Origin of the sequence: Duganella sp. Dugasp56, assembly GCF_047304105.1 — a bacterium.
Classification (GTDB): Bacteria; Pseudomonadota; Gammaproteobacteria; order Burkholderiales; family Burkholderiaceae_D; genus Rugamonas; species Rugamonas hordei.
Window position 1 is genome coordinate 42,291 of the sequence record NZ_JBGLYQ010000003.1, and the last position, 17,882, is coordinate 60,172.

At 64.8% G+C, this 17,882-nt stretch carries 12 protein-coding genes; 11 read left to right on the forward strand and 1 reads right to left on the reverse strand.

Annotated features, from left to right (window positions below):
• Window positions 1-8 precede the first annotated feature (8 nt).
• From ACCD07_RS02310 to ACCD07_RS02360, 11 genes are all read left to right on the forward strand, one after another.
• Window positions 9-1,421, forward strand: a complete 1,413-nt coding sequence (locus ACCD07_RS02310) for a glucoamylase family protein (protein ID WP_413446475.1) — start codon at window positions 9-11, stop codon at window positions 1,419-1,421.
• Window positions 1,418-2,692, forward strand: coding sequence for a sugar ABC transporter substrate-binding protein (locus ACCD07_RS02315; protein WP_413446387.1), 1,275 nt, complete (start codon window positions 1,418-1,420; stop codon window positions 2,690-2,692). The genes ACCD07_RS02310 and ACCD07_RS02315 overlap by 4 nt, the downstream gene beginning before the upstream one ends.
• Window positions 2,689-3,564, forward strand: coding sequence for a carbohydrate ABC transporter permease (locus tag ACCD07_RS02320; RefSeq protein WP_176651936.1), 876 nt, complete (start codon window positions 2,689-2,691; stop codon window positions 3,562-3,564). Before ACCD07_RS02315 ends, ACCD07_RS02320 begins: the two co-directional genes overlap by 4 nt.
• Window positions 3,561-4,391 carry a carbohydrate ABC transporter permease gene (locus ACCD07_RS02325; protein WP_353402827.1) on the forward strand — a complete coding sequence of 277 codons (831 nt, stop codon included), beginning with the start codon at window positions 3,561-3,563 and terminating at the stop codon, window positions 4,389-4,391. The genes ACCD07_RS02320 and ACCD07_RS02325 overlap by 4 nt, the downstream gene beginning before the upstream one ends.
• Window positions 4,388-7,525: a discoidin domain-containing protein gene (locus tag ACCD07_RS02330; protein WP_413446388.1), complete on the forward strand. Its 3,138-nt coding sequence runs from the start codon at window positions 4,388-4,390 to the stop codon at window positions 7,523-7,525. The genes ACCD07_RS02325 and ACCD07_RS02330 overlap by 4 nt, the downstream gene beginning before the upstream one ends.
• Before the next feature lie 25 nt (window positions 7,526-7,550).
• On the forward strand, window positions 7,551-8,909 hold the full coding sequence (locus ACCD07_RS02335; protein WP_413446389.1) for a GH1 family beta-glucosidase: 1,359 nt from the start codon (window positions 7,551-7,553) through the stop codon (window positions 8,907-8,909).
• Window positions 8,910-8,913: 4 nt separating this feature from the next.
• A complete protein-coding gene (locus ACCD07_RS02340) occupies window positions 8,914-12,726 on the forward strand; it encodes a GH36-type glycosyl hydrolase domain-containing protein (RefSeq protein ID WP_413446390.1) in 3,813 nt (1,270 codons plus the stop codon).
• A gap of 13 nt (window positions 12,727-12,739) precedes the next feature.
• Window positions 12,740-13,819 (forward strand): ABC transporter ATP-binding protein, encoded by a 1,080-nt coding sequence (locus tag ACCD07_RS02345; RefSeq protein WP_413446391.1) that lies wholly within the window; start codon window positions 12,740-12,742, stop codon window positions 13,817-13,819.
• A gap of 86 nt (window positions 13,820-13,905) precedes the next feature.
• Window positions 13,906-14,187, forward strand: coding sequence for an autorepressor SdpR family transcription factor (locus ACCD07_RS02350; protein ID WP_176651931.1), 282 nt, complete (start codon window positions 13,906-13,908; stop codon window positions 14,185-14,187).
• Entirely contained in the window at window positions 14,184-14,816 is a 633-nt protein-coding gene (locus ACCD07_RS02355) for an SdpI family protein (RefSeq protein WP_413446392.1), read from the forward strand. The genes ACCD07_RS02350 and ACCD07_RS02355 overlap by 4 nt, the downstream gene beginning before the upstream one ends.
• A 15-nt stretch (window positions 14,817-14,831) precedes the next feature.
• Window positions 14,832-15,773, forward strand: a complete 942-nt coding sequence (locus ACCD07_RS02360; protein ID WP_413446393.1) for an alpha/beta hydrolase — start codon at window positions 14,832-14,834, stop codon at window positions 15,771-15,773.
• 4 nt (window positions 15,774-15,777) lie between these two features.
• On the opposite strand, the gene uvrB is transcribed toward ACCD07_RS02360, so the two are convergent.
• On the reverse strand, window positions 15,778-17,850 hold the full coding sequence (gene uvrB / locus ACCD07_RS02365; protein WP_218087779.1) for an excinuclease ABC subunit UvrB: 2,073 nt from the start codon (window positions 17,848-17,850) through the stop codon (window positions 15,778-15,780).
• Window positions 17,851-17,882: the final 32 nt, after the last annotated feature.

The window sequence follows — 17,882 nt, forward strand, 5'->3', positions numbered from 1 at the left end:
TCTTGACGATGCCACGTACCTCGCGCGCCGTTGCCAGCCTTGCCTTCGCGGTAGCGGCGCTGTGCAGCGGCGCCGCCGTCGCTCGCGACACGGCGCTGCCGCCGCTGTTCGACCAGCTCGAACAGCGGACCTTCAACTTCTTCTGGGAGACCGCCAATCCCGCAAACGGGTTGGTGCCGGACCGCTATCCCACGCCATCGTTTTCCAGCGTGGCGGCGGTCGGCTTCGGCCTGACCGCCTACCCGGTCGGCGTGGAACGCGGCTACATCACGCGCCAGCAGGCGCGCGACCGCGTGCTGACGACGCTGCGCTTCTTCCGCAACGCGCCGCAAGGCGGCGCGAAGGGAACGGGCACCAGCGGCCACAAGGGCTTCTTCTATCACTTCCTCGACATGAAGACGGGGCTGCGCTACAACGACAAGGTTGAGTTGTCGACCGTGGACACGGCGCTGTTCCTGGCGGGCGCCTTGTTCTGCCAGTCCTACTTCGACGGCGACGACGCCTCTGAAAAGGAAATCCGCAAGCTGGCCGCGGAAATCTACGAGCGCGTCGACTGGACCTGGGCGCAGGCGCGCAAGCCGTCCATCGCGCTGGGATGGCATCCCGAGTCCGGCTTCATCGGCTACGACTGGAAGGGCTACAACGAGGCGATGCTGATCTACGTGCTGGCGCTTGGCTCACCGTCGCACCCGGTACAGCCGGACGCCTGGAAGGCATGGACCAGCAACTACGCCAAGAGCCTGGAAGGCAAGGGCGACAAGGAACACCTGGGCTTCCCGTCGATGTTCATCCACCAGTACAGCCATGTGTGGATAGACTTCCGCAATATCCGCGACGCCTACATGCGCGAGCGCGGCTACGACTATTTTGAAAACAGCCGCCGCGCCACCTATGCGCAGCAGTCGTACGCCATTGCCAATCCGCTGGCCTGCAAGGGCTATGGCGCCAATGTCTGGGGCATCACCGCCAGCGACGGCCCGGTCGACAAGGTGCTGGACTACGGCGGCTCGAAACTGCCGTTCCGTACCTACGCCGCGCGCGGCATCGGCGGCCTGACGACCTACGACGACTGCACGCTGGCGCCGACCGCGGTCGCCGCGTCGCTGCCGTTCGCGCCGGAGATCGTCATTCCCGCCGTGCTGGAGATGAAGCAGCGCTACGGCGATTTCATCTACGGCCAGTACGGCTTCCTCGATGCATTCAACCCCAGCTTCACCTACGACATGCGGGTGTCGCAGGGGCGCGTGGTGGCGGGCAAGGGCTGGGTCGACAGCGACTATCTCGGCATCGACCAGGGACCGATCATCGCCATGACGGAAAACTATCGCAGCGATTTGATCTGGCGCGTCATGCGCGGCAATCCGGCGATCCGGCGCGGCCTTGAGCGCGCAGGCTTCACCGGCGGCTGGCTGGCCAAATGACGCGACGCGCCTTCTCCGCCTTGGCTCTGCTGGTGCTGGCCGGCGCCACGCTGCTGTCTTCCTGCGCGCCGCGCCAGGAGCAGGGCGTGGTGCTGAAGTTCTGGGCCATGGGGCGCGAGGGCGAGGTGGTCACCGCGCTGATGCCGGAATTCGAACGCACGCATCCCGGCGTGCGCGTCGAGGTGCAGCAACTGCCGTGGACCGCCGCCCACGAAAAGCTGCTGACGGCTTTCGCCGGCGACGTCATGCCGGATATTTTCCAGCTCGGGAATACCTGGGTGCCGGAGTTCAAGGCGATCGGCGCGCTGCAGTCGCTGGATGCGCCCGTCGCGGCCTCGCAACTGGTAACGCCGTCCGATTACTTCCCCGGCATCTGGGACACCAATATGGTGGACGGCAAGCTGTGGGGCGTGCCGTGGTATGTCGATACGCGGGTGATGTTCTACCGCCGCGACATGCTGGCACGCGCCGGCTACGCCAAGCCGCCACAGACGTGGGCCGAGTGGATGAAGGCGATGAGCGCGATCAAGCGCATCGTCGGTCCGGACAACTACGCCATCCTGCTGCCCAGCGACGAATTCGAGCCGCTGCTGGCGTTGGCCCTGCAGCAGGACGAACCGTTGTTGCGCGACGGCGGTCGTTACGGCAATTTCCGCAGCGCCGGATTCCAGCGCAGCCTGCAGCTTTATGCCGACATGTATGCGCAGAAGCTGGCGCCTTTGAACCGCATCACCAATGTGTATCATGAATTCGGCATGGGCTATGTGTCCTTCTACATCTCCGGTCCGTGGAATATGGGCGAGTTCAAACGCCGCCTGCCTGCGGAGCAGCAGGACAGCTGGATGACCGCCATCCTGCCCGGACCTTCCGGCCCCGCCGCGTCGATTGCCGGCGGTTCCAGCCTGGTGCTGGCGGCGGCGTCGAAGCACCAGCGCGAAGCCTGGCAGCTGATCGAATACCTGTCGCGTACCGAAACCATGGCGCGCTTCCACGAATTGACCGGCGATCTGCCGCCGCGCCGTAGCAACTGGACCTTGCCCCGCCTGGCGAACGACGCTTATGCCAATGCCTTCGGCCAGCAGCTCGAACGCGTCAAGCCCGCGCCCAAGGTGCCGGAGTGGGAGCAGATCGCCACCGAAATGCGGCTGGTCGCCGAACGTGTGACGCATAACGAACTGACGGTCGCGCAAGCCGCCGCCGAACTGGACGCCAAGGCCGATCACATCCTCGAAAAGCGCCGCTGGATGCTGGCGCGGAAGGAGGGGCGATGAATTCCCAACGCGCCGCATGGTGCTTCGCCGGGCCGGCGCTGCTGGTCATCAGCGTGTTCTTCTTCCTGCCGGTGCTGGCCGCACTGGCCATGAGCCTGACCGACTTCGATATCTACGCGCTGGCCAACCTGGATAACCTGCGCTTCGTGGGGCTGCGCAATTACGTCCAGCTGCTGCAAACGCCGCTGTTTTGGCAGGCACTGGGCAACACGTTGTATTTCGTCGTGGCCGGCGTACCGCTGTCGATTGCGGCTTCGCTGGGTGCGGCGCTGCTGCTGCATTCGCGGCTGACGCGCTTCAAGGGCTTGTTCCGCACGGCGTTCTTCGCGCCGGTAGTGACCTCGCTGGTGGCGGTGGCGGTGATCTGGCGCTACCTGCTGCACACGCGCTACGGCATGATCAACTACGGGCTGGGTGAACTGGGTATCTCGCCGGTGGACTGGCTCAACGATCCGCACTGGGCGATGCCGGCGATTATCCTGTTCGCGCTATGGAAGAACTTCGGCTACAACATGATCATTTTCCTCGCCGGGCTGCAAAGCATACCGGACGACCTGTACGAAGCTGCCGGCCTCGATGGCGCCGGCGTATGGTCGCAGTTCCGCTATATCACCTGGCCGATGCTGGGGCCTACGCTGCTGATGGTCAGCATCCTGAGCATGTCCGGCTACTTCCAGCTGTTCGCGGAGCCGTATGTGATGACGCAGGGCGGGCCGGTGCAAAGCACGGTCAGCGTGTTGTACTTCATGTATGAGCAGGGCTTCAAGTGGTGGAACCTGGGCGCCGCGTCGGCGGTGGCCTTCGTGCTGTTCGCGATCATGTTCTGCGTCACGCTGCTGCAGCTGCGCTTTGCCAGGGGAGGCGAGGTATGAGCCTCTTGCACAACAAGCCGCGCGCGTTGCTGCTCAATGGGCTGATGCTGGGCGCCGGCATACTGACCTTGTTTCCGCTGCTGTGGATGCTGTCGGTGTCGCTGATGGCGCCGGGCGAATCAAGTTCGTTCCCGCTGCCGCTGGTGCCGCGTTCGGCCACGCTGCACAATTACCGCGAGTTGTTCAGCCATGCCGGCATCGGCCAGTACTTGCTCAACAGTGTGCTGCTGTCGTGCGCGGCCACGCTGCTGTCGCTGCTGTTCAATGTCAGCGCCGGCTATGCGTTCGCCAAGCTGCGCTTCCAGGGCCGCGACCGCATCTTCAAGGTGATGCTGGGCGCGCTGGTGATTCCAAGCCAGGTGGCGATGCTGCCGCTGTTCCTGCTTTTGAAGTACATGGGACTGGTGAACAGCTACGGCGCCGTGCTGGTGCCGGCGATGGCGGGTATCTTCGGCATCTTCCTGGTGCGCCAGTACGCGCTGACGATACCGGACGCCTTGCTGGAGGCGGCGCGCATGGACGGCGCCAGCGAGTTCCAGATTTTCCGCATCATCGTGCTGCCGCTGTTGACGCCTATCCTCGTCACGTTGGGTATCTTCACCTTTCTCGGTACCTGGAACGATTTCATGTGGCCGCTGATCGTGTTGACCGACAAGGACTTGTACACGCTGCCGGTGGCGCTTGCATCGCTGTCGCGAGAGCATGTGCAGGACAACGAGTTGATGATGGCTGGATCGGTGTTGACCATCCTGCCGGTGCTGCTGTTGTTCCTCGGTCTGCAGCGCTACTACATCCAGGGCTTGCTGGTGGGGAGCGTCAAGGGATGAAGGCGATACGCATATTGCTTGCATTGCTTGCCGTCGTCGCACTGGCTGCGGGCGCACGGGAAAACGTCCGCACGCTGGACGATTTTTCCAACGTCGACCTGTGGCAGGCGCAAGCCTCCGACGGCGTGCAGTCGCACGCCAGCGCTGCCGACGGTGGATTGCGCCTGGGTTTCGACTTTGCCGGCAAGGGAGGCTACGCCTTCGTGCGCCGCAGCCTGCCGCTGGACCTGCCGGACAATTACGAGATCTCGTTCTACGTGCGTGCCGATGCGCCGGCCAATCACTTCGAGTTCAAGTTGACCGATGCCAGCGGCGACAACGTCTGGTGGTTCCAGCAGCAGAACTATGTCTTTCCCAAGCAGTGGCAGCTAGTGCGCATCAAGAAGCGTCAGATACTGTTCGCCTGGGGACCAGCCAAGGACCACAACCTGAGACACGCCGACAAGATCGAGTTCGTCGTCAGCGCCGGCAGCGGCGGTGGCAGCGGCGCGATCTACGTCCGCGACCTGGCGATACGCGCGTTGCCGCCGGCGCCGGCTGTCTGGCCTGCGGCCAAGGCAAGCGCCTCCAGCGCTGTGCCATCGCATGGCGCCGGTTTGGCCCTGGACGGCGACGCGTCTACCGCGTGGATCAGCAAGCCCGCTGCCGGCAAGCCTCAACAACTGGTGATCGATCTCGGTGTCGAGCGCGAGTTCGGCGGACTGATACTACATTGGCAAGGCCATCGCCATGCGCAAGCCTACGATGTCGAGTTGTCCGCAGATGGCCGGCAATGGCAGATAGTCCGCCGCGTTAGCATGGGCAACGGCGGCGACGATCCGCTGCGGTTGCCCGAATCGGAAGCGCGCTATATTCGTCTGATGTTGCGAGATGGTCCCGGCGCCGCTGCCGGCTACGCCTTGGCCGAGGTGGAATTGAAAGACCTGGCTTTCGGCGCCACGCCGAACCAGTTCATCGCGGCGGTGGCGCAGACGGCGCCGCGCGGCTTGTACCCGCGAGGCTTCTCCGGCCAGCAGACATATTGGACGCTGGTCGGCGTCGATGGCGGCGGCGACCACAGTGCCTTGATCTCCGAGGACGGCGCGCTGGAGGCGAAGCAGGGCGGCTTTTCGCTGGAGCCTTTTGTGCAGGATGGCGGCAAGCTGCTTGGTTGGGCCGATGTTCAAGTCAGCCAAAGCCTACGCGATGGCTACCTGCCGGTACCGACGGTGCTGTGGCGCCATCCATCGTGGACATTGAACGTGACGGCTGCGGCGGCGGGCACACCGGCATCGTCGCAACTGCTGGCGCGCTATGAGTTGACGAACCTCACCGCAGCAAGCAAGAAGCTGAAGCTGGTGCTGGCTGTGCGGCCCTTCCAGGTCAATGCGCCGCGCCAGTTCCTCAACACACCCGGCGGCTTCAGCGCGATCAATGACCTGCGGTGGGACGGCGGGGCGCTTATCGTCAACAACGACGCCAAGGTTTATCCGTTGCAGCCACCGGCAAGCGTAGCGATCGCCGCGTTCGACGCGGGCCTGCTGCCACAGCCGGCGCACCGCGTCGCTCATCCGCCGGCGATACACGACGATGCCGGCATGGCCTCCGCCGCGATGACCTACGAGATCACCTTGCCACCGCACGGCAGCGTGGTGTTGGGTGCCGTCCTGCCGATGGCGGGTACCGCCTTGTCGAGCGTTCCACGCACAGCCGCATGGATCACCGGAGAACAGGACAAGGTCGCCGCCGAATGGCGCGAGAAACTGAATCAAGTCACGCTGAACGTACCGCCGCAGGGGCGGCACATGGCCGACACGCTGCGATCTTCCTTGGCTCATATCCTGATGACGCGCGAAGGCGCGGCGCTGCAGCCGGGAACGCGCTCCTACCGCCGCTCATGGATACGCGATGGCGCCATGATGTCGGAAGCTTTGCTGCGCCTGGGCCAGCCGTCCATCGCCGCCGATTACCTGCACTGGTATGCGCCGTACCAGTTCGATAGCGGTAAAGTTCCATGCTGCGTCGACCGGCGTGGCGCCGATCCGGTACCGGAGAACGATAGCCACGGAGAGTTGATTTTCCTGGCCGCCGAACTCTATCGCTACACGCAGGACAAGGACGCGCTGGCCGCCGTCTGGCCGCGCATCGACGCCGCTGCCCGTTACATGGAGACGCTGCGCCAGTCCGAGCGTCGCATCGCGAACCCGGTGTTGTTCGGCCTGATGCCCGCATCGATCAGCCATGAAGGCTATTCCGAGAAGCCGATGCACTCCTACTGGGACGATTTCTGGGCTCTGCGCGGCTACAAGGATGCGGCCGACGTGGCCGCCGTGCTGGGCGACACCGCCGCCGCCCAGCGTCTCGCAACCCAGCGCGACGAGTTCCGTCACGACCTGTATGCCTCGCTGGAGGCCAGCACCAGGGCGCACGGAATCAACTACCTGCCAGGCGCGGCGGAGCTGGGCGACTTCGACCCGACCTCGTCGACCATCGCGCTGACGCCCGGCGGCGAACAGCAGCACATCCCGCCGGTGCTGCTGCAATCGACCTACGAAAAATACTGGGACTTCTTCCGCGCCCGCCGCGACGGCAGCAAGGCCTGGGACGACTACACGCCCTATGAGCTGCGCAACGTCAGCGCCTTCATCCGGCTTGGTTGGCGCGAGCGTGCGGGGGAGGTGCTGGACTATTTTTACGGCGACCAGCGTCCGCGCGCCTGGAACCAATGGGCTGAAGTGGTCGGCCGCGATGCCCGCCAGCCGCGCTTCCTCGGCGACATGCCGCATGGCTGGATCTCGTCGGACTACATCCGCGCGGCACTCGACTCGTTCGCCTATGAACGCGAAGCCGATCACGCTCTGCTGCTGGGTGAGGGCGTGCCGACGGCCTGGTTGCCGGGCGCCGGCATCGGCCTGCATGGCCTGCGGACGCCATATGGCCCGCTCAGCTATTCGTTGGCGGTGCAGGGCACGAAGCTGACGCTGCGCGTCGACGCCATGCCGCGCATGCCGCCCGGCGGCGTTATTTACACATGGCCGTGGTCCGGCGTGCCGGGCGTCGCGCGTCTCAACGGCCAAGCAGTGAACTGGCAGGGCCGCCATATCACGATTACCAGTCTTCCAGCGGTCTTGCAGATCGATGGCGCACCGTTTTAACTTCCGCATTCAAAGGGATTTTTACATGAGCAAAGCAATTCAATTTCCGGCCAACTTCCTGTGGGGGAGCGCTACTTCCGCCTACCAGATCGAAGGTTCGCCGCTGGCCGATGGTGCGGGCCCCAGCATCTGGCAGCGCTTCTGCGCGGTGCCCGGCAATGTGCGCGACGGCGACCATGGCGATATCGCTTGCGACCACTACAACCGCTACAAGGAAGACGTGGCGCTGATGGTCAAGCTGGGATTGAAGGCTTACCGCTTCAGCGTATCGTGGAGCCGCATCCTGCCGCAGGGGCGGGGCGCCATCAATCAGGCAGGCCTGGACTTCTACAGCCGCTTGATCGACGAGCTGCTGGACAATGGCATCGAGCCGATGGTGACGCTGTATCACTGGGACTTGCCGGCGGCGCTGGACGATCGTGGCGGCTGGCTCAATCCCGATATCGCCGACTGGTTCACCGACTATGCGCGCATCCTGTTCCGCGCCTTCGACGGCCGCGTCAAATCGTGGGCCACGCTCAACGAGCCGTGGGTGGTGACCGATGGCGGCTATCTGCACGGCACCTTGGCGCCCGGTCATCGCAGCTTGCACGAAGCGGCGCTGGCCAGCCACAACCTGATGCGCGCGCACGGCAGCGCCGTCAAGGCCTACCGCGAAGAGGGAAAACACGAGATCGGTATCGTCGTCAATATCGAGCCGAAGTATCCGGCCAGCCAGTCGCAGGCCGACCTTGACGCCACGCGCCGCGCCGACGCCTATATGAACCGCCAGTATCTCGATCCGATTTTCCTCGGCAGCTATCCGCAGGAGCTCAAGGAGGTCTTCGGCGACGCCTGGCCGGATTGGCCGGCAGAGGATTTCGAGCTGATAGGACAGAAGCTGGACTTCGTCGGCATCAACTACTACACCCGCAGCGTGGTGCGCAACGAACCGGCGAACTGGCCGCTGCAGGTTGCACCGGTGCGCCAGTCGCAAGCCACCTATACGGAGACGGGCTGGGAAGTGTTCCCGCAGGGGCTGACCGATACGCTGGTCAACTTCAAGCAGCGCTACGGCGATACGCCGCTGTACGTGATGGAAAACGGTTCGGCCTTCTACGATCCGCCGAACGCCGAGAACGGCCGCGTGCACGATCCGCTGCGCATCGACTGCCTGCGCAAGAACATGGGGGCGCTGCACGCCGCGATGGAACTGGGCGTGGACATGCGCGGCTACATGGTGTGGTCGCTGCTGGATAACCTGGAATGGTCGCTGGGCTTCTCCAAGCGTTTCGGCATCATTCACGTCAATTTTGAAACCCAGCAGCGCACCTTGAAAGACAGCGCGCTGCTGTATGCGGATATCGTCGCCAGCAATGGCGCCTGTCTGAATCAACCGGTATAAGCCCATGACCAACACTCCCGCAAACAATCTGGCGCGTCATGCGCAACTGCTGTCGAACGGCAGTTTCACCACTCTCATCACCGGCGCCGGGACGGGCTTCAGCCGCGTCGGCGACTGCATGCTGTCGCGCTGGAACGGCGACCGTATCGAGGATGGCGAGGGCTATTTCTTCTACCTGCGCGACGCCGATAGCGGCCAACATTGGTCGCTGGGCGCACAACCCGGCGGCGGAGATGTGCTGCGCTCCGCAGGCGGCGATGCCGGCAGTTGCTGGATAAGCGCGACCGTCCATGACATCGAGGCACGCATGGACGTGGCCGTCGATCCGCAGCGTGATGTAGAACTGCGGAGTATTTTGCTCAGCAATCTGTCCGGTCATACGCGCCGCATCGAATTGACCAGCTATCTGGAGGTGGTGCTGAATCGCCAGGCTGACGAGGCATCGCATCCGGCGTTTTCCAAGTTGTTTGTACAGACCGAATACGAGGCCGCCAGCGGCGCCTTGCTGGCGCGCCGTCGTCCCCGCGGCGAGGGCGAGGGCGGCCTGTGGATGGTGCATGCCGCATCCGGCGGCAGCGCATCGGGCTACGAAACCGACCGCACGCGCTTTGTCGGCCGGGGTCGCGATCTGCGCGCGCCGCAGGGCATGGAGGGGGAATTGTCCGGCACCGCAGGCAACGTGCTGGACCCCGCGTTCAGCCTGCGCCGCAGTGTAACGCTGGCGCCGGGCGCGCAGGTGCGCCTTTCCTTCGTCCTGGGAGCTGCAGCTGGCCGCGACCAGGCCCTGGCGCTCGCGTCGGCGCTGGCGCAGGATGGCCAGCCATTGTCCGCGGCGGCGCGTGCCGCGGGGCTGGCTGCGCAACAGCACGCTGGCCTTGATGCGACACAGGCGGAATATTGCCAGCGCCTTGCCGGCGCCATGCTGTATGGGCAGTCGGCGGTTCGTGTTTCGGCTTCCACCGCCGCCATCGCCAGCGCGGTGATTGAAGCCGGCGCTTCGCAATCCAGCAGTGCTCCGGCCTCGCCCGCGTTACCTTCCGGCCCGCTGGTGCTGCTGTGGAGCCTTGGCGCCGCCGACGCCAGCGTCGAACTGATGCTCCGCGCCCGCCGTTATTGGGCCGCGCTCGGCCTGCCGTTGCAAGTGCTGCTGCTCGATGCCGACGGCGTATGGCCGTCGCAAGAGGGCGTCCATATCGTCAAGCCGGACGATATTGCGCCGGCCGATCTGGCTCGCATCGAATTGAATGCCTTGCTGATTGTGCGTGGCGGCCTGCCATCGTTGGATGACGTGGACGGTGCTGGCGCCAAGCTGCCGCATGTGGAGGCCGCGATCCAACCCGACGGGCCCTCGACTTTGCCGGGGCGTCCGGTGCTGCGCTTCTTTAACGGCAATGGCGGCTTTTCCGGCGCCGGCGACGAATACGTGATTCGCATGGACTGGGATGGCCAGAGTGGCTTGCGCCGGCCGCCGCTGGCCTGGACCAACGCCATCTCCAACGAAGGCTTCGGCTTCCTGGTCAGCGAGAGCGGGGCCGGCTACACGTGGAGCCGCAACAGCCGAGTGCATCGCCTGACACCCTGGTACAACGACCCGATCCGCGATCCGCACGGCGAAGCGCTCTACCTTCGCGACGAGGACAGCGGAAAATACTGGTCGCCGCTGCCGGGCCCCGCACCAGCGGCCGCCGGCTATGAAGCCGCACACGGCTTCGGCTATACGCGCTTCAATCACGTCAGCCACGGGCTTGAGCAGGAAACGGTAATGTTCGTGCCGCGCCACGATCCGGTAAAGATCGTGCGGGTGCGGGTGACCAACCATGGCGACACCGCGCGCCGCCTGTCGCTGTTTTCCTACCAGCGCCTGGTGCTGGGCGGTACGCCGGCCGACAGCAGCCGTTTCGTCATTACCGAGCATGATGTATCCGGTGTCCTGCTGGCGCAGAATCCGCTGGCAGGCCAGTTTGCCGACGGCGTGACCTTTGCCGCAGCGCTGGCCGGCGACGGCGCCATGGTGCATCACAGTGCCGACCGCGCCGCATTTATCGGCCGCCACGGCAGTCCGGCCGCTCCTGCCGCGCTGGCGGCGCCTCGCCTTGACGGCGTCACCGGCGCCGGTCTCGATCCGTGCGCGGCGTTCCAGGCGGTTCACGAGCTCGCGCCGGGCGCCACGCTGGAATGCGTCTTCCTGCTTGGCGAAACCGTGGAGCGCCAGGCTGCGTTGGATCTGGTGCAGCGCTATCGCGCTCCCGGCGCCGTGCAGCAGTCGTTCGACGAGATCACAGCCTTCTGGCGCCACACGGTCAGCACGGTGCAGGTGACCACGCCGGTGCCGGCGGTGGACCTGATGCAGAACGGCTGGCTGGCGTATCAAAACCTGAGCTGCCGCATCTGGGGCCGTTCGGCGTTCTACCAGTCCGGCGGCGCGCTGGGCTATCGCGACCAGCTGCAGGATTCCAGCGCCATGATCTATGCCCGGCCGGACCTGACGCGCCAGCAGATCCGCATCCATGCCGCACACCAGTTTGTCGAAGGCGATGTGCTGCACTGGTGGCATACGGCGCCGATGGAGCAGGGCCTGCGCACGCGCTTCTCCGATGACCTGCTATGGCTGCCATATGTGGCGGCGTTCTACATCAAGACCACCGGCGACTGGAGCGTGCTCGATGAGGTCGAGCCGTTCCTGACCGCGCCGCTGCTGGAGGACGGCGAGGACGAGGTTTACCTGAAGCCCGAGTTGTCCGGCACCAGCGGCGACGTCTATGAACACTGCTGCCGCGCGTTGGACCGATCGCTGACGCAGGGGGCGCACGGCTTGCCGCTGATGGGCACCGGCGACTGGAACGACGGCATGAACCGCGTCGGCCGCGAAGGCCGCGGGGAGAGCGTGTGGATGGGCTTCTTCCTGTCCCGCATCATCAAGGACTTCCTGCCTATCTGCGAAAGACGCGGCGATACCACGCGGGTGTTGTGCTACAGCGCCTATCATGACCATCTGGACCAGGCGCTCAACGCCGATGGCTGGGATGGCGAATGGTACCGCCGCGCGTTCTACGACAACGGCGCCGTGATCGGCTCCAAGGACAGCGACGAATGCCAGATCGACGCGCTGGCGCAAGCCTGGGCCATCATCTCGGAAGCGGCGCCGCCGCAACGCGCGGCGCAGGCACTGGACGCGCTGGAGCAGCGGCTGGTGTCGGAACAGGATAAATTGATACGCCTGCTGACGCCTGCCTTCGTCAACACGCCCAACGACCCCGGCTACATCAAAGGCTACGTGGCGGGTGTGCGTGAGAACGGCGGCCAGTACACGCACGCGGCCTGCTGGGTGGTGCGCGCGATGGCGGAGGCGGGCCGCCGCGACCGCGCCGCCCACCTGCTGGAAATGCTGAGCCCTGTCAGCCACGCGCTCGATCCGGCGGCGGTGGCGGTCTATCAGGTCGAGCCGTACGTGATCGCCGCCGATATCTATGGCGAAGCGCCGCACGTCGGCCGCGGTGGCTGGACCTGGTACACCGGCTCGTCGGGCTGGATGTATCGCGTGGGACTGGAGTCGGTGCTGGGATTCGGCATCGAGAACGGCGACACCATCGTGCTGGCGCCACGTATTCCCGACGACTGGCCGGAATTCAGCATCCGCTATCGCTTGCCCGATGGCGGCGGTAGTTACGAGATCGTGGTGCGCAATCCGCAAGGCAGCGCAGGCGCCGTTCATGACGCCTCGCTGGACGGCGTAGCGCTGGCGGTTGAAAACGGCGTGGCGCGGATACCGGTGCGGCGCGACGGCGGCGAGCATCGCGTCGAGCTGGTGCTGGGCTAACAGGGGGAATGGCATGGCTGGACTGGAAATACAAGGCATCCGCAAGGGGTTTGGCCAGCATCAGATTTTGCGCGGCATCGACCTGAGCATCGCAGACGGCGAGTTCGTGGTGTTTGTCGGACCGTCGGGATGCGGCAAGTCGACGCTGCTGCGCACCATCTGCGGACTGGAAAACAGCGACGAAGGCGCGGTGCTGATCGGCGGCCGCGACATGACCGAGGTGGCGCCGGCCGCGCGCGGCATCGCGATGGTGTTCCAGAGTTACGCGCTGTATCCGCACATGACGGTGTACGACAACATGGCGTTCGCGCTGAAGCTGGCCGGTCTGCCGCCGGATGAGATACGCGCCAAGGTCACGCAAGCCGCGGCGGTCCTGCGGATCGAACCGCTGTTGCTGCGCAAGCCCAAGGAACTGTCCGGCGGCCAGCGGCAGCGGGTGGCGATAGGCCGCGCGATCGTGCGGCAGCCGCAGGTGTTCTTGTTCGACGAGCCCTTGTCCAACCTGGATGCGGCCTTGCGCGTGCAGATGCGCATCGAGCTTAAAAACCTGCACCGCACTTTGCGCAGCACGATGATCTACGTGACTCACGACCAGGTGGAGGCGATGACGCTGGCCGATCGCATCGTGGTCCTGCGCGGTGGACTGGTGGAGCAGGTGGGGGCGCCGCTGGAGTTGTATCAGCGTCCGGCCAACCTGTTCGTCGCGGGCTTCCTCGGTTCGCCGGCGATGAACTTCATCACCGGCACGGTGGAGCGGCTGGCGCCGCAGGGGATGGCGGTCCGGCTTGCCGGCGGTGCGCTGGTGCAGGTGGCTGAGCGGGACGGCCTGGCTGTCGGCAGCCGCGTCACGCTGGGCGTGCGCGCCGAGCACATGGAGCTGGAAAAATCCGCCGACGGCATCCCCGTGACAGTGCTGGCAGCCGAACTGCTGGGCGATACCAGCTATGTCTACCTGACGCCGGACGGCGGCACGACGCAGTTCATCGCCCGCATCGATCCGGAGGTGCGCTGGCAGAACGGCCAGACGGCGGCGGTGTGCGTCGAGCCGTCGCGCTGGCACGTGTTCGACGAACAGGGCCTGGCACTGACGTAACAGGGCGGCGGCAGCGGAAATCGCTTGACCGCCGTTTTTTGCAGGTCTATAGTTAGATGACTGTCTAATTAGATGTTTGCCTTAATATGAACGCATCCAACAACGCCTTCAAGGCCATTGCCGATCCGGCGCGGCGCGAGATCCTGCGCCTGCTGCGGCCCGGCGAGATGACCGCCGGCGACCTGGCTGCACATTTCGACATGAGCAAGCCGACCATGTCGCATCACTTCGCCGTACTGGCCGATGCCGACCTGATTACGCGCCGCCGCGAAGGGCAGACCATCTGGTATGGCTTGAACACGACGGTGCTGCAGGACGTGCTGTCCTGGGTGATGGACCTGACCGATGCCAAAGGGAGCAAAAAATGAAACGTTATCTGTTGCTGTGTCTTGTGCTGGTGGCCGCCGCTTGCGCTGCCACGATGTACGCCTGGCCGATGCTGCCGGAACGGGTTCCGGTGCATTGGGATATCGACGGTGTTGTGAATGGCTATGGGCCACGTGCAGCCTTGTGGCTGCTGGGCCCCGGCCTGATATCGCTGATGGCCTTGTGCGGAGCGCTGCTGCCGCGTATCTCGCCGCGCCGCTTCGACATGAGCGGTTTCGAGCCGACTTACTATTACCTGTGCGGCGTGGTGGTGTGCATGCTGGCCTACGTGTATGCGCTGGTGCTTGCCGCCGTGCTGCATGGCGCGGTGCCGATGCAGAAGGCTGTGCCGGCCGGCGTGTTCATCCTGCTGATCCTGATCGGCAACCCGATGGGCAAGGTGCGCCGCAACTTCTTCATGGGCATCCGCACGCCGTGGACGCTGGCCAGCGAGCGCGTATGGTACGCCACGCACCGGCTGGCGGCGAAGCTGATGGTGGCCAGCGGCCTTCTTGGCTTGTTCGCGCTGGGGCTGGGCGTTCCGCACTGGGCCTTGCTGGCGTTGATGCTGGCGTGGGCACTGCTGTCCGCCGGTTACTCGCTGCTGCTGTATAAACGATTGACTCACTGACACTGGAGATTACGTATGCGTTTGGGATTCTTGTTATCGTTGTTGATGCTGGCGTTGCCTGTAGGCGCCGCTGAACGGCAGGTCTCGCTGCAGGTGGACGGCGGCACGCTGTATGGAACCGAATGGCTGCCGGACGGTAGCGGCAAGGTGCCGGTGGTGCTGCTGCATTCAGGCTCCGGTCCCACGGACCGCGACGGCAACAGCAGTATGCTGTCCGGACCCAACGACTCCTTGCGTATGGTGGCGGAGGCGCTGGCCAAGCACGGCATCGCCTCCGTGCGCTACGACAAGCGCGGAATCGCATCGAGTGCGTGGAAGGGCTGGAAGGAAGAGGATGTGCGCCTCGACGACTATATCGGCGACGCCGTGGCGTGGTTGCGTCAGCTGCGCGCCGATCCGCGCTTCTCCCGTGTGGTGATGGCAGGGCATAGCGAGGGTGCGCTGATCGCGTCCGTGGCCTGCCGCCAGGCGCCCACCGACGCCTGCGTGCTGATCTCCGGCGCCGGGCGCCCGGTGGATGAAGTGCTGCGCGAGCAGCTCAAGCCCAAGCTGCCACCGCCGCTGTTCGACCAGAGCGAGCGCGTGCTGGCCGCGCTCAAGGACGGCAAGACGGTCGATGACGTGCCGCCGCCGTTGATGTTCCTGTACCGTCCATCGGTACAGCCGTATCTGGTGTCGCTGCTCAAGTACGATCCGGCAGCGGCTGTGGCGGCGCTGAAGATGCCGGTGCTGATCCTGCAGGGGACGACGGATATCCAGGTCCAGGTGTCGGACGCCAAGGCGCTGGCCGCCGCCGCGCCGCGCGCTAAGCTGGTCATCGTCGACGGCATGAACCACGTGCTGAAAATGGTCGGCGACGACCCGGCCGCGCAAATGAAATCCTACAGCCGGCCCGACCTGCCTGTGGCGCCGCAGCTGATCGACGCGTTGAGCGGCTTCGTCAACGCGCCGAAATAAACGCCTAGGCGATATTGTCCGAGCCCGGTGCGCCGAACAGCTGCTGCTTCAACTGATGCAGCTGGTCGCGCACCTGCGCGGCCTTTTCGAACTCCAGGTTCTTGGCGTGATCGAGCATGGTTTTTTCCAGGCGCTTGATCTCCTTGCTGATCTGCTTCTCGCTCATGGATTCGTACTTGGCCGTCTCCTGCGCCACCTGCAGCACTTCCCGCGCATCCTGCGGGCTGTAGACGCCGTCGATCATGTCCTTGATGATCTTCTGCACGCCGCGCGGCACGATGCCGTTGGCCGCGTTGAAGGCGATCTGCTTGGCGCGGCGGCGTTCCGTCTCGCCGATGGCGCGCTCCATCGAATCGGTCATGCGGTCGGCGTACAGCAGCGCCACGCCGTTCAGGTTACGCGCGGCGCGGCCGATGGTCTGGATCAGCGAGCGTTCCGAACGCAGGAAGCCTTCCTTGTCCGCGTCGAGGATCGCCACCAGCGACACCTCCGGCAAGTCCAGGCCTTCGCGCAGCAAGTTGATCCCCACCAGCACGTCGAAGGTGCCGATGCGCAGGTCGCGCAGCAGCTCCACGCGCTCGACGGTTTCGATATCGCTGTGCAGGTAGCGCACCTTGATGCCATGGTCGCTCAGGTATTCGGTCAGCTGCTCGGACATGCGCTTGGTCAGCGTGGTCACCAGCACGCGCTCGTTCTTGGCCACGCGCAGCGTGATCTCGGACATCAGATCGTCCACCTGCGAGCTGGCCGGACGCACGATGATCAGCGGGTCGACCAGGCCGGTCGGCCGCACTACCTGCTCGACCACCTGGTCGGCGTGCGTGCGTTCGTATTCGGCCGGCGTGGCGGAGACGAACACCGTCTGCCGCATCTTCTGCTCGAACTCCTCGAACTTCAGCGGACGGTTGTCCAGCGCCGACGGCAGGCGGAAGCCGTAGTCCACCAGGTTGGTCTTGCGCGAGCGGTCGCCGTTGTACATGGCGCTCAGCTGGCCGATCAGCACGTGCGACTCGTCGAGGAACATCAGCGCGTCCTTCGGCAGGTAGTCGACCAGCGTCGGCGGCGGTTCGCCGGCCTGGGCGCCGCTCAGGTGGCGCGAGTAGTTCTCGATGCCCTTGGTGAAGCCGATCTCGGTCATCATCTCCAGGTCGAAGCGGGTGCGCTGCTCCAGGCGCTGCTCTTCGATCAGCTTGTTCTCCTTGCGGAAGAACTCCAGCCGCTCGCGCAGTTCCAGCTTGATGGTCTCGATCGCCCGCAGCACGGTCGAACGCGGCGTGACGTAGTGCGAACCCGGATACACGGTGAAGCGCGGGATCTTCTGCTTGACGCGGCCGGTCAGCGGATCGAACAGCTGGATCGATTCCAGTTCGTCGTCGAACAGGTCCAGGCGCACGGCCAGCTCCGCATTCTCGGCCGGGAAGATGTCGAGCGTGTCGCCGCGCACGCGGAAGGTGCCGCGGCCGAAGTCCACTTCGTTGCGGGTGTACTGCATCTGGATCAGGCGGGCGATGATGTCGCGCTGCGAGACGCGGTCCTTGGCGCGCAAGGTCAGGATCATCTGGTGGTATTCGGTCGGGTTACCGATACCGTAGATCGCCGACACGGTGGCGACGATGATGACGTCGCGCCGCTCCATCAGCGACTTGGTGCACGACAGGCGCATCTGCTCGATATGCTCATTGATGGACGAATCCTTTTCAATGAACAGGTCGCGCTGCGGCACGTAGGCTTCCGGCTGGTAGTAATCGTAGTAGGAGACGAAGTATTCGACCGCGTTCTCGGGGAAGAATTCGCGGAATTCCGAATACAGCTGGGCCGCCAGCGTCTTGTTGGGCGCGAAGACGATGGCGGGACGACCCTTGCGGGCGATCACGTTGGCCATCGTGTAGGTCTTGCCCGAACCGGTCACGCCGAGCAGGGTCTGGAAGAACAGGCCGTCGTCGATGCCCTCGCACAGCTGGTCGATCGCGGTGGGCTGGTCGCCGGCCGGCGGGAAGGGCTGGTGCAGCTTGAACGGCGAATCCGGGAAGGTGACCACGGTTGCCACGGTGTTATCGAGTACGGGTAATTCAGCCATCTTGTCAGACCTTTGTTAAAATAATGGCCTGC